Below are 14,688 nucleotides of genomic sequence, written 5' to 3'. Positions count from 1 at the left end.
TACCATTGAAAGTAATTATTTGGCACTTGGTAGAATATATTTTTAAATAATAATAAATAGTGTTTCTTTTGATTAAAATATTAATCATTATGAGGAAGAATCAACTATTCAAAGGTTTATTACTAAACCTGATTTTAATGACTTGTGCACTACAATCTACAGCACAAGTTTTTCAACGAGCAGAAGCGGTTTCAGGTTTAGGAAACCTTGAACAAAATAGTGGTGTTGCTGTAGCGGATTATGATGGAGATAACGTTATGGATATTTTTGTTGTAGCTGAAGCTATTGATGTAAACGGTATTGAACGCACACATAGTAAATTATTTAGAAATAATAATGATGGTTCATTTACGGATGTAACAGTAGCAGCAGGTTTAAACAATATGCTCATTACAGACTACAGTCAAAATGGTGTGTTTTATAGTTTTGATGGATTTAAACAAGGTGCTTTCTGGGGTGATTACAATAATGATGGCTTCCCAGATTTATTTATTACTAACACTTTTAATGTTTTACTATACCAAAACAATGGTGATGGTACATTTTCTAACATAACCGCATCAGCAGGTTTCAATTTGGCAACCACTTGTCAATATATGGGAGCTACTTGGTTTGATTATGATAACGATGGTTTTTTAGATATTTATATTAATGATTGGGGAGGTTGTTCTACAAACCTTCTATACCATAATAATGCCGATGGAACATTTACAGATGTAACAGCTGCAACAGGAATTGCGGAGGTTACTGCAAGGCAAAGTTTTACTGCCATGCCATTCGATTTTAATGATGATGGTTTTATGGATTTATATGTTAGTAATGATTTTGATGAATTAAATTATTTATACATAAATAATGGAGGTGTAAGCTTTACGGAACAAGCAAATGCTGTTGGCTTAGATAATAATTTTGACGACATGGGGATTTCCATGGGTGACTATAATAACGATGGTTTTTTCGACTTTTTTATTACTGGTATTGATCAAACGGCTTTATTTACAAACTCGGGTGTTAACACATTTACTGAACAAAGCTTAACTAACAATATAGCTGGAAATGGATGGGCCTGGGGAAACACATTTGCAGATTTTGATTTGGATGGTGATGAAGATTTATTTATTGCTAATGGTTATACCTTTGAAAATAGAAATGCAGAATACAACGTTTATTACAAGAACAAATATGTTGAAGGAAATAATAACTTTGAGAATGCTACCATAGCCTCTAATCTTCACGACCTTACAATTAGTATTGAAGCATTAGATTTTGATTATGACAATGATGGAGATTTAGATTTATACCTTACTAACAGTGATATTACTTCTTTTCTTTATGAGAATTCCACATTAAATGTAGGCGATCCAAATCCTGTACATTTCTTTAAATTATCATTAGAAGGTACTACTTCCAACAAAAGTGCAATAGGTACTCAAGTAACGATAACAACAAATTCTGGAACATTTGTACGATACTTTAATGGTGTTGGGTTTTTAGGACAAAGTATGAAGCCTGTGCATTTTGGATTAAATTCAGATACGCAAATCAGTGATGTAACCATAAAATGGCCTTCTGGACTTGTAGAATCATACCAAAATATTGCTGCGGATTCTCATTTTAAAGCAACTGAAGGCGTGGGAATGGTGGATTTAATGATAGCGCCAAGTGTTAAAATATTTGGGTGTACCGATCCAACGTCCTGTAATTACAATCCATCTGCAACTGTAGATGATGGTTCATGTACATATTTAGCTTCCGATGTTATAACAGGAGCTACCACTGTTGGATTTTTAGATGAAGAAATTTATACCTATCCATTGTCAGATCCTGGCTCTACACTTTCTTGGACTGTTACTGGAGGAGAATTAGTTAGTGGTCAAGGTACTGGTAGTCTTGTTGTAAAATGGGGAATTAACGATACCGGAAAAATAACAGTAAAAGAAACGAGTTCGTTATGTTCAAGTCCAATTGTTGAATTGGATGTTGATATCGTTATTTATGAAACACCAGATAACGTGTCCATAGCAAGACTTTGGAATGAGGCTCTTTTAGAAGCTATCCGAAAGGATTTTGCAAGACCTACCGTTCATGCAAGGAATTTATTTCATTCTAGTGTTGCTATGTATGATATATGGGCAATTTATGATAAGATTGAAAACCCAGGAAATGGTCAACACGCAGATCCTTATTTAGTTGGAAATACCGTTCATGGTTTTAGTAGTACGTTACAGGCATTTACACCCTTGGAAGGAAATACTGCATCGGTTAATAAAGCCGTAAGTTATGCTATGTATAGATTATTAACTCATAGATTTCAAAATTCACCAGGTGTTTTTCAAACCCAGCAACGCTTCAATTTCTTAATGGATCAATTAGGTTATAGCACAGGAGTCACATCAGTTGATTATACAACTGGTAATGCCGCTGAATTAGGGAATTACATTGGTCAAATTTTAATAGATTACGGAAATTCTGACGGAGCAAGAGAGGCAACCGGTTACGATAATGCTTATTATGAGCCTGCCAATCCACCTCTAGCACCAGCTTATGAGGCTGTTTCTCTAATTAATCCTAATCGTTGGCAGTCTTTAAGTTTAGATACTTATATCGATCAAAGTGGGAATTTAATTGATGGCGATGTCATAAATTTTTTAAGTCCAGAATGGGGAGATGTTATGCCATTTGCTATGACAGATGGTGATAAAGAAACATTTCAACGTGATGGCGATAATTATAATGTGTATCACAATCCTGCCAACCCACCATATATTGATAATACCAATACAAGTGCTTCTAGTGAGGCATATAAATGGAATTTTTCTATGGTGTCTGTTTGGGGTTCTCATTTAGATCCTACGGACGGTGTGATGTGGGATATTTCTCCTGGAGCAATTGGAAATACGCCTATTTCTGCGTTTCCAACAGATTATACGCAATACCCTACTTTTTACAATCGAGTTAGTGGCGGCGATCCTGGAACTGGCCGAAGTTTAAATCCTGTTACTAATCAGCCGTACCAGCCGCAAATGGTGCCGCGAGGAGATTATACACGAGTGTTGGCAGAGTTTTGGGCGGATGGTCCAGATTCTGAAACGCCTCCAGGACATTGGTTTACGTTGCTGAATCACGTTTCAGATCATCCATTACTTGAGAAAAGATTTAATGGTTCTGGAGCCATCTTAGAACCTGTAGAATGGGACGTGAAAGCTTATTTTATTCTAGGTGGTGCCATGCATGATGCGGCAATTACAGCGTGGAGTATTAAAGGGTGGCATGACTATATTCGTCCAATTTCAGCTATTCGTTATATGGCCGATTTGGGTCAAAGTTCAGACGATCAGCTACCAAGTTACAACCCACAAGGTATTAAATTGGAGCCTGGTTTTATAGAACTTGTAGAATCTGGAGATCCACTAGCAGGTGGGTTCGATCAAAATGTTGGTAAAATTAAACTATACTCTTGGAGAGGTCACGATTTTGTTAGTAACACAAATACAGATACAGCTGGTGTTGGTTGGATTTTATCGGAAGACTGGTGGCCATACCAAAGACCATCATTTGTTACACCGCCATTTGCTGGTTTTGTTTCTGGACACTCTACTTTTTCAAGAGCTGCTGCCGAAGTTATGACGCTAATTACGGGAGATGAATATTTCCCTGGTGGAATGGGTGAGTTTGTAGCTCATAAAAATGAATTTTTAGTTTTTGAAGAAGGGCCTTCTATGGATATTACACTGCAATGGGCAACCTATCGGGATGCATCGGATCAATGTAGTTTATCAAGAATTTGGGGTGGAATTCATCCGCCAGCTGATGATATTCCAGGGCGTATTATTGGAGAAACTATTGGTGTTGAAGCTTATAACTTTGCAATTCCTTATTTTGATGGTTCTACGTTAGGTGTTGATAGTTTTGCTTTTAATTCGTCAACAATATATCCTAATCCAGTAGCTTCAGGCGGAACTATTAATATTACTTACGCTAACCCTGATGATAATTATAAATTATATGATGTAAGCGGTCGTGTTATCACTATTACAAACACGCAATACGATGGTTATAGTGGTAGTGCTAGAGTTACTATCCCTGAAACCACCGCAAATGGTGTTTACATCTTATCAGGAAACAATTTCTCACAAAAAATAATAATTAGTGGAAACTAATAAACTGAATTTATTATAAACTTACATAAGGCTGCGTTATCGCAGCCTTATGTGTTTTTAGAGTACGTTGAACTATAAATAGCAAATACTTTTTATTGTTAAACCTGCTTGTGATTCTTTAAAAAATCATAATTTCGCATTTTAAATTTTAGGTTATGCCACAGACAACAAACACCATATTAATGATTCGTCCAGTTCATTTTAGAATGAATGAACAAACGGCTGTAAATAATTACTTTCAGGAAGAGTTAGATCTTAAAAATGCTGAAATTAATCGTCAAGCACAAGAAGAGTTCGATGCATTCGTTGAAAAATTAAGAGCAGTAGGCGTTTCCGTTATTGTGGAGGATGATATCGAGTCTTTAGATGCTCCAGATTCCATTTTTCCCAATAATTGGGTTAGTTTTCACGAAAACGGTGATGTGGCATTGTATCCTATGTTTGCTGAAAACAGACGCGTTGAAAGACGTGAGGATTTATTTTTACGTTTAGAGGAAGAAGGCTTTATCATTAATAATATAATAGATTATACAGAAGCTGAAAATGAAGGGGTTTTTTTAGAAGGTACTGGAAGTTTATTGTTAGATAGAATTAATAAAAAAGCATATTGTGCACTTTCTGCAAGAGCTAACGAAGATTTATTTATAGAGTTTTGTGAAGATTTTGATTATGCACCTTTTTTATTTACGGCCAACCAAACAGTAGATGGTAAACGCTTACCAATTTATCACACAAATGTCATGATGTGTCTAGCCGAGAAATTTGCTGTGATCTGTTTAGATAGTATTGATGATAAAAAAGAGCGTAAATTAATTGTTAACAGTTTAAAAGAAGACGGTAAAAGTATTATAGCAATTTCTGAAGCTCAAATGCATCATTTTGCAGGAAATATGTTGCAGGTACAAGGACATTCAAACCAGCGTTATTTAGTAATGAGTCAAGCAGCTCATAAAAGTTTAACAGCGGCACAAATTGCTGAAATTGAAAAATACTGTCCAATTTTGTCTAGCTCTTTGGAAACGATTGAAACCTGTGGTGGCGGAAGTGCACGTTGTATGATGGCTGAAGTTTTTCTACCAAAGGCATAGCCTTACTAGACTAATGGGTTTGATTTAGGTAACTCAATATAAAATGTGGTGCCCTTATTTAAGATGCTTTCCACCCAAATTTTACCATGATTAAGGTCTACTAATTCTTTACAGATTGTTAGTCCTAAACCAGTTCCTTTTTCATTGCTGGTTCCTACAGTTGTAAACGTACTATTCTTAAATAGTTTGTCAATATTTTCAGGCGCTATACCAACACCAGTATCTGAAATACTAATTATAGATCGTCCATTGCTAATTTGGTTAGCAACCGTTATAGTGTCTCCTGGCTTACTAAACTTAATGGCATTGGTTAGTAAATTCTGAATAACAATTTCAATCATACTTTGATCTGCATAAACAAAATCATGTAAAGTATGGTTTACTAGTGTTATTCCTTTTTTCTCTATTTTTTGTTCTAGTAAATGTGTTTTTTCCTCAAAAACTTCTTGAATATCAAATAAACTAGGGTTAGACTCTAACGATTGCATTTGAGATTTAGACCAGTTTAATAAGTTGAAAAGTAATAATGATGCATTATTAGCATTTTCACTTAATTCTGGAATCAATGAGTTAAATTCTGATTGTGTCAGCGAGCCATCATTTAATAAATCAATAAACCCTTTAATAGAGGTTAAGGAGTCTTTTAAATCATGTGAAACAATTGAGAACAAACGATCTTTTACTTTATTGATATCCTCAAGATGTTTTGTCTGTTCTAAAATAGCAGCATTTTGTAACTCTATTTTCTGATTTTTTTCTTCTAAATCTCGGGTATATTTTAAACGACTATTTCGTTTTGAATAAACTAAAACAAAAAACGTAAGTACAATGGCAAAAACAGCTAACAGTAAATAAAAAACAAGTTTTAAATCGTTGAGTTTTTTCTCGTTTTCAAAATTTTCTTGTTTATGTTGCTCTAAAATACTGGATTCAACAGATTTACTTATAGCATTAATTTCTGTTAAAGACGGTAGGTTAGAAGTGGTTTCCACTTTAGGAGGTAGATTTTCTAATTCAATTTTTCTTTTAAGATTGTAATAATTTCGTTGCCATTCAAAAGCGCGTTCGTAGTTTCTATTTGTTGAATCTAAAACGGTCATTAATCTATAGTTTATTAATAACTGTTGGTCGTTTTTTAAAGATTTAGCAATATTAGCCGCTTCTGTCAACTGAATTTCAGCACTGGTTGTTCTATTTTGTTGTAAATTAAGTTTTCCTAAATTGTTAAGCGAAATTAATAAACCTAACTGATTGTCAGTTTGCCTGTTTAATTTTAAACCTTCTAATAAATAATTAGCAGCAATATCATAATCTTTAAATTGAAGATATTCTCCTCCCAAACGTGGTAAAATTTCACCTTTAAGCGAGTCATTTTCAACATTTAAATCTCGAAGCACTTTTTCGTAATAATCAATTGCTTTTCGGTTTTCCTTTTCAAGGGAATAAAGTTCGGCTAGCTTTTTATGGGTTGTAATAATGCCTGATTTGTCATTTAATCCCTTTTCTATTTCAAGACGTTTTAAATTAAATTCAATTGCTTTCGAGCGGTTGTTAATATGCTCATAGGCATTGGCTAAATTTTTATAAGCGGAACATAATTCTTTTTTTAGGCCTCGCTTTTCTAATTCAATAATAGCAGATAATGAATATTGTAGTCCTTTATTATAATTACCACGAGCAATCTCTATTAAACCAATGCTGTTATTCACTTTCGCAATGTTTAAAGTATCTTTTAAGGTAATAAATAAGTCTTTAGACTTTGTATAGTTGTCTATGGCATTAATATAGTCTCCTTTTTCAGCAAATATTAGTGCTTTGTAATAGGTTATTTCGGCATTTCCTTTTTGATAATTTAAGGCATTGGAAAGTTTTTCACTTTCGGAAATAAATTTTAAAGATTTAGCATATTCTTTACTATTGTAAAGCGATTTGATAAGCTTTAAAGAAGTTTCAACTTTCGAGGTGTCAGATTTTTGAAAGGCTAATTGTATAGTAAGGCTATCCTGCTCTTTTGTTTGGGAAAAACAAATAAAAACAGAAAGAAATAATAATAAAGTTATTAATTGCCTCATACAATTATAAGCTGCAAAATGCAGTATAAACAAGCCTTATTAAGTTCTTGAGATACAACGTTAAAGCAGGTAATGTGTTAGTTAGTTTAAAAGCCCATTAATTTGGGATCAATAGCATTTACTTCACAAAAATTGGCAAAAGAGTTATAAAATGCTAATTTTTAGGTTTTAATACCAATAAATTAGTTGAAATGAACAATGTCATTTTAACTGAAAAACACCTGTCCGACTAACGGTAATTATCTTGGAATAACGACACATTTGTCGATGAAATGCACGCGTGGTCTTGTCGTTTTTAGGGTTGGTTTTAAACCGATTTATTAAAATGTTACGACCAATTTTTTAAAATCGTAAAAACCTGAATTTTAGGCTTAAAATAACTAAAGGTGAAATCCAATATTAACACCACATTAATAATTCTAAATAAAAATATCCTGTATAACTTGTATTAAAATAGTATCTTTGCACTCTTAAAAATGAAAAAATGAATCTTCAAGAAACCCTTTCAGAATCTGTAAAACAAGCGGTAAAATCAATTTATAATGTAGCTATTTCTTCAGTAGAATTTCAAGCAACTCGTAAAGAATTTCCTGGCGACATAACAATTGTTGTTTTTTCTATGCTGCGCGAAGTTAAAGGCAACCCGACTCAAATTGGTGAGCAAATAGGTCAGTTTTTAAAAGATAATCTGGATGTTGTTACAGGTTATAACGTGGTTAAAGGGTTTTTAAATGTTGAAATTAATGAAGCCTATTATCTGAATTTCTTCAATAATATGGCTCAAAAACATAATTTTGGTTTTGTTACTCCAAATGAAGAAGCTAAAGCCATAATGGTTGAATATTCGTCTCCAAACACCAATAAGCCTTTGCATTTAGGTCATATACGAAATAATTTATTAGGATACAGTGTTTCAGAAATTTTAAAAGCATCAGGAAAAAAAGTTTATAAAACTCAAATAATTAACGACCGTGGGATTCATATATGTAAGAGTATGTTGGCTTGGGAGCGTTTTGGGAATGGCGAAACTCCAGAATCTTCTGGTTTAAAAGGCGATAAGCTGGTAGGGAACTACTATGTAAAGTTTGATAAAGAATATAAAAAGGAAATTGAAGTTCTCATTAATCAAGGGAAAACGGAAACCGAAGCCAAACAGGAAGCACCAATATTAATAGAAGCGCAAAATATGCTTCTTAAATGGGAAGCAGGTGATGAAGCGGTTGTTGCCCTTTGGAACAAGATGAATGGTTGGGTTTATAGCGGTTTTGAAACAACTTATCAAAATCTAGGTGTAGATTTTGATAAACTGTATTATGAAAGTGAAACCTATTTACTAGGGAAAGAATTTGTAGCCGAAGGATTAAAAACAGGTGTTTTTTACAAAAAAGAAGATGGGTCCGTTTGGTGTGATTTAACAGATGATGGTCTTGATGAAAAAATTGTTTTGCGCGCAGACGGAACAGCCGTTTATATGACGCAAGACATTGGAACAGCCATTCAGCGTGTTAAAGATTATCCAGATGTTGGCGGTATGGTTTACACAGTTGGTAACGAACAGGATTACCATTTTCAAGTTTTATTTTTAATATTAAAAAAATTAGGTTTTGATTGGGCTAAAAATTTATTCCACTTAAGTTATGGTATGGTGGATTTGCCAAGTGGAAAAATGAAAAGCCGCGAAGGAACGGTTGTGGATGCTGACGATTTAATGCAAGACATGACAGATACTGCCGAAGAAATTTCAAATGAACTTGGAAAGTTAGATGGTTACTCTGAAAATGACAAACAGGACCTTTATAAAACCATTGGTTTGGGAGCTTTAAAATATTACATTTTAAAAGTAGATCCTAAAAAACGTATTTTATTCGACCCTAAAGAGTCTGTAGATTTTCAAGGTAATACAGGACCTTTTATTCAATATACTTATGCGCGAATTCAAGCTATTTTAAGAAAAGCAGATTTTAAGTATTCCGAGCCTATTACCACTATTTCGTTGCACGAAAAAGAACGCGACCTTATTAAACATATAGAATTATTTCCTGAAGTTATTCAAAATGCGGCAACTAATCATAGTCCGGCATTAATTGCAAACTATATTTATGATTTGGTAAAAGGTTTTAATTCCTTCTACCAGAATGTGTCAATTCTTGGTGCTGATTCAGAAAATGAAAAGGTTTTCCGAGTTCAATTGTCGCAGTCTGTTGCACGAATTATTAAAAATGGCTTTGGTTTATTAGGGATTCGGGTTCCTGAACGTATGTAAACTGCTTTTTTATAACTGATTATAAAAAGTTTTTCATTTTTGTGCTATATTTATAGTATATACCAAGTATGTGAAACTTTTAGTCTTTTTCAAAACACTTAAACGTTGTGCTTTAGTCCTGTCATTTTGTGGCATGTTCAATAATTGCTCTTTATTAAAAATTGAAACGGCTCAAGAACCTCTCTCAAAACAAGAGCTTAATATGCGTTTGCTAACGCAATCGTTAGTTACAGAGGCTACAAACCGTGTTGAATTTGCTGCAGATAGTATTATATCTACAACCGCCAATACTAATTTGCAAAAGCTGGCCTATCGTTGGAAAATTGAAACCTTAAATACCTTTAAAAATACGGCTTTTCAGAGTTCGCCTAAACTGTCTTTAATGGATACGTGGACCTATATGTTACAAGTGCGTAATTTTATGAAAACAAGCGCAGCACATGACTATTTTGGCGATTATACAGACTATGTCGCTCAAGTTGCTCAAGAGAATGTTGAGGATATTGAAAAAAAAGCACGGCAGTTTTTTACATCAGAAGCGTTCTTAAAACATCAAGATTTTGCTTCTAAATTTGCAGCTGATAATCCAATTTCAAGTGCTAATTTAAAGCATAATCCAGTGCGATCAGCTTATGTGGAGTTCTTGAAAATGCCAGATAGTTTGGCGTTTACAACTGTTGGATCCCTGTCGGAAGTCATGACAAATTTTTCAGATAAACTCACGTATTCAACTGATGCTGCTGGCAAACAATTTAAATGGAATACCGAATTAATACTGAAAGAAAAAGGATTTGATTCCGTGCAGATAAAAGATGTGATGGCAACCGTTGAAATGAAAATAGATAGGTTAAGTGATATTGCCGAGAATACGCCTGACAAATTACATGTAGCTTTAAAATCTTTTTCAACTGATATGCGGAACCTGTTTTACGCTCTTAATTCTGAAATAGGTCTGGTTAGTGAGCGAATGGCTCTAGAACGTCAGGCTATTGATACAATTATAAGGCGTGAACGGATAGCTCTAGACAGTATTATTTTAAGAGAACGTAAAGCTGTAGCTTTTGAAGCTAGTGAAATATCTGTGAGAGTTGTTGATGAAGCCATGATTCATGTAAAAGATTTAACAGGAACAATTTTATTTTATATTGTGCTGTTGTTTGCTGTTTTACTCTTCCTACCGTTTCTATTAGGCTATTTTGCTGGTAAAATTCATCAAAAAAATAAGCATCAAAAGCAAAAAGACTAAAACACTAAAAGGATACACGAAATGATAAATTGGGAGTTAAACCTAAAGCGACATTTTCTACTTGAATTGCATGGTTATTGCTGTCCATGATATAATAACTGTTAACGATATTTTCGGTGTCAAAAATGTTCCAAATAGAAGCGCCAACTTGGGCCTTGGTGTCTTTTGAAAGTTTAAAATCATAGATGGCTGATACGTCTGTTCGCCAATAATCTGGTAAATTTTCGGCATTGGGTGCTTCATAAATTAAAACGCCATTGGCTTCCGTTTGAGTATTATTTAAAATAGTATTTGGCCTTCCTGAATGCCAATTCATACCCATAGCTAATTTCAAACGATTTAAAGTATAGGTTCCAGAGATATTCAATTGGTGCTTAATATCTACATTGTTTGGAAATTTGTTACCACCAAATAAGTCTAAAAAAGTATAGTTGTTTTTACTGTAGGAATAACTCAACCAGGTACTAAAATTTTCAAATTGTGTATTAATTAAGAAGTCCAATCCGGTTATAGTATATTCTCCAATAGAGTTGGTGTATTGAAATTGATTTTGAAATCCTTGACTTCGGGAAGTAATACCGTCAACTTGTTTTAAGTAAGCCTCTAGGCTAATCACTAATTGGTTTTTGTTATAATGAATTCCTGTTGATATTTGTTGGCTTTTTATTACCGGAATATCGTTATTGTTGGCTAGAATCCAACGTTTTTTTTCTATCCCTAAAAAATCGTTTTGCAAATCAATAATTTGAGATGTCGTTTGGCTTTTAAGTTCAGCCAACACTTCAACTCTAAAGTTTTTAGCAATTATTTGATTGAAGCTCAAACGTGGCTCAAAATAAAAATCTGAAAATTTTTCAATGTAATTGGCTCGAAAACCAAACCGAGCACGAGTATTTCCAGATTTCGATTTATAACTTAACTCGTTGTAAAAACCGTGTGTTCGGAGTACTTCTTTTATGTAGCGCCTAAAATTGGGGTTGGTAACGTCCTCTAAATTGCTAATGCCAACTTCAGAATACTGGTAACCGCCTTCATAATTCAATTGTTCATCTACATTAAAAAGTAATTGGGCTTTTAAACTTCCGTCTTTAACATTGTTTTCTTGAATCAATTCTTGATTGTTGCTCAAGTCCATATGTTCAGCATACAAATCGTATGTGGAAAAGTAGGCTTGAAATGATGTTTGTAATTTAGAGGTCCAATTTCTAGTGTATCTGCTATTAACAGCCAAACTACCTTGAGTAAGTTGGCTGTTTGAAATTGTATGGCTGTTATTAACTGTTGCCGTTTCTTTGTAGTCTAAATCGTTATCAATGTTTAAAAAACTGATTTCTAATTTATCATTTTCAGAAATATCATAAATCAGTTTGGCAGAAACATCATAAAAATAGAATTCTTCAGAATTGGTAATTACGGTCTCCGTTGGATTTGATAAATTGGAATCTTGAAAAATTCGTTTAAAGTATTGTTTGTAAGTTGGCGTGTTAAAAACATCCGTCAATGAGCGTCTACCAGCAAATTGTAAACCTATTTTTTCTGAAATAGGAATAACTGCAAAAGCATCAGTTGCTAGCATATTAGCGCCAATACCAACTTCTAAATCTTTTGAGATGGTATTGGAATTATACATATCTATAATTCCTGAAACACCATCGCCAAATTGCGCACTAGATCCATTTTTTGAAATTAAAACACGATCAATTAATGATGGATTAAAAGCAGAAATCAATCCAAAAAAATGCCCTGATTGGTACATTTTAATGCCATTCCAAAGTATGAGATTTTGATCGTTTGTACCACCACGAATATTTAAATTAGAAACGCGTTCGTCAATACTGGTAATTCCTGGTAAGGCTTGAATGGTTTGTAAGATGTCTGGTTCTATCAAACCAGGTAAAATCCCAAATGATTTTAATTGAATATGAGCAGTTCCATTGGTTTGTATTGAAAGCCCTTCAGTTAAATAATTATTGATTAGCACTTCATCTAAATATTGAGTTTTGGTAATGTCTGAAAACGCAATAGGTCTAACAGCATAACTGTTTTCTGATATAGCCTCAAAAATTAACTGTGTCTCGGCTTCTAAATAGGCTATGAGTCTTGCCTTTGAAATATTTTTGATGGGTGGAATTAGAACCTTTTGGGCAATTGTTGTATCTGCATAAGAAAACGATAATTGGTATTCTTGCTCAATACTTTGTAAGATGAGTTGTAAAGGTTGCTTTTTGGGCGTGATTTTTTGTGCTTGAAGCTTTCCAAACACGCCCAAAAAGCAACAAATAAATATGAATAAGTAGCTATTTTTCATGCAATACAATCAATCCATTTTCTTTTTTGGTGTATTTTATGTTTAGCGGTAATGTAATGGCTTTGAGAGCCAAATCTAAATCATCGTGAACAAATTTTCCTGTAAACAATACCGATGTATTAATGGTTTTTGCATCTAATTTTTGTTTGTAATGTCGTTCCCATTCATTTAAAACAAATTTGTATGGCATACTTTTAAACTGACTTTCGTTGTGTAACCAAGCGGGATTTGCGCTGTTTTCTTTTTCTTGAGCAATGAATTCTCCATCTAGAATTAAAAATTGATCGCCTGGTTTTAAAACCAAATTTTTATCTTCAGTTGTAACCTGTACAGAACCTTCATAACAAACTACTTCAAAAATATCGTTCCTATTTTCTACTAAAAATTGAGTTCCTAAAACGGTAATAGTTCCAAAGGATGTTTGGACGTTAAATTTGGAACCCTTTTCAACTTTAAAAAAGGCTTCACCATGCAATGTAAGTTCACGTTGGTTTTTCCAATTTTTTTTATTGTAGGTTATTTTGGATAATGCATTTAATGTTACTTGAGAATGATCTGGTAAATAAAAGGTTGTTTTATCTGCAGTAAGTGTTGATATGCTTGTGTCTAACGTTGAGGTATAGTAATAAACACTAAACGAAATGGCAAGTAAAGCGGCAATCCTTAAAATAGGTTTTAACCATTTTGTTTTTGATTTTGGCTTTTTAGAAATTTCTGCCGAAATGGTTTCAAAAGCAACCGACTCATCAAACGCTGGCGCTTTAAAATGCTTTAAACTTTCTGATAACTTAATGAGTGCGTCATAATCATCAAGTGCCTTAAACGCCTCCATCTCTTGAGGGTTTAAGTCGTCCCGTAACCATTTTTGTATGAGTTCGTCTCGATTCATAATTTACCTATTCATCTATATAACAAGTTCACAGTTGTTTTTCCTACCTTACTGGATCTGTTTTTTTAAATATCTTCAATATCTTTTCGTAATTGTTTTAAAGCTCCATAAATACGTTTTTCTACAGCTTTGGTTGAAATATCTAGCATAGCCGCTATTTCTTTGTGTTTTTTGCCTTCAATCCGGTTTAGTAAAAAGGCCACACGTTGTGCTTCGGTTAAATTTGATATTGCGTTTTGGAGTTTCTGCATATATTCACGCTCTTCTAAAAGGAATTCAGGCGTTTCATTTGTGGCGGATTTGGGCTTGATTTCTTGAAATTTTAAAACCACTTTTTGGTGTGCCACAGCATTCAACATTAAATTATTGGCAACCGTGAATAAATAGGATTTGGCTTTGGAAGGTTTAATATCCTTACAGTTTTTCCATAATTTTATAAACGCTTCTTGAACTTGATCCTGCGGATTTAAATGATTGCCAAATTTGTAATATAAAAAGTCGTGCAAGTTTTTAGCATGCGTTTTAAACAGCTTGGAAAACAACTGTTCCTGACAAATATTTTCATTTAAATCTTTAGACATTTTTTAGTTTCTGTCTGTAAATGTATAAAAAAAGATATGGCATGGTAGGAGTTTTTTAATTTAAACTGTTTTATAAGAAAT

At 33.5% G+C, this 14,688-nt stretch carries 8 protein-coding genes; 4 read left to right on the top strand and 4 right to left on the bottom strand.

The window, feature by feature from the left end:
- The first annotated feature begins 89 nt into the window (after window positions 1-89).
- Entirely contained in the window at window positions 90-4,160 is a 4,071-nt protein-coding gene (locus tag BM239_RS12385) for an FG-GAP-like repeat-containing protein (RefSeq protein WP_092209086.1), read from the top strand.
- 155 nt (window positions 4,161-4,315) lie between these two features.
- Window positions 4,316-5,248: a citrulline utilization hydrolase CtlX gene (gene ctlX, locus BM239_RS12380; protein WP_092209084.1), complete on the top strand. Its 933-nt coding sequence runs from the start codon at window positions 4,316-4,318 to the stop codon at window positions 5,246-5,248.
- A 5-nt stretch (window positions 5,249-5,253) separates the two neighbouring features.
- Here ctlX and BM239_RS12375 read toward each other — a convergent pair whose 3' ends face one another.
- The gene (locus BM239_RS12375; protein ID WP_092209082.1) at window positions 5,254-7,320 is read right to left on the bottom strand and encodes a tetratricopeptide repeat-containing sensor histidine kinase; all 2,067 of its coding nucleotides are present in this window, start codon (window positions 7,318-7,320) and stop codon (window positions 5,254-5,256) included.
- A gap of 484 nt (window positions 7,321-7,804) precedes the next feature.
- Here BM239_RS12375 and argS point away from each other — a divergent pair, with 484 nt between their 5' ends.
- Window positions 7,805-9,583 (top strand): arginine--tRNA ligase, encoded by a 1,779-nt coding sequence (gene argS, locus BM239_RS12370; protein ID WP_092209079.1) that lies wholly within the window; start codon window positions 7,805-7,807, stop codon window positions 9,581-9,583.
- A gap of 70 nt (window positions 9,584-9,653) precedes the next feature.
- Window positions 9,654-10,829, top strand: a complete 1,176-nt coding sequence (locus BM239_RS12365) for a hypothetical protein (protein WP_143094923.1) — start codon at window positions 9,654-9,656, stop codon at window positions 10,827-10,829.
- A gap of 4 nt (window positions 10,830-10,833) precedes the next feature.
- Here BM239_RS12365 and BM239_RS12360 read toward each other — a convergent pair whose 3' ends face one another.
- The 3 genes from BM239_RS12360 to BM239_RS12350 form a co-directional block, all read right to left on the bottom strand.
- Window positions 10,834-13,137 (bottom strand): TonB-dependent receptor plug domain-containing protein, encoded by a 2,304-nt coding sequence (locus BM239_RS12360; RefSeq protein WP_092209075.1) that lies wholly within the window; start codon window positions 13,135-13,137, stop codon window positions 10,834-10,836.
- Window positions 13,127-14,026, bottom strand: a complete 900-nt coding sequence (locus BM239_RS12355; protein ID WP_092209073.1) for a FecR family protein — start codon at window positions 14,024-14,026, stop codon at window positions 13,127-13,129. Before BM239_RS12355 ends, BM239_RS12360 begins: the two co-directional genes overlap by 11 nt.
- 65 nt (window positions 14,027-14,091) lie before the next feature.
- The gene (locus tag BM239_RS12350) at window positions 14,092-14,607 is read right to left on the bottom strand and encodes an RNA polymerase sigma factor (protein ID WP_092209071.1); all 516 of its coding nucleotides are present in this window, start codon (window positions 14,605-14,607) and stop codon (window positions 14,092-14,094) included.
- Window positions 14,608-14,688 lie beyond the last annotated feature (81 nt).

The sequence above is a fragment of the Algorimicrobium echini genome, from assembly GCF_900115185.1.
GTDB lineage: Bacteria > Bacteroidota > Bacteroidia > Flavobacteriales > Flavobacteriaceae > Algorimicrobium > Algorimicrobium echini.
Note: the sequence above shows the minus strand (reverse complement) of the source record. Positions and strands in the feature narration are given on the sequence as shown.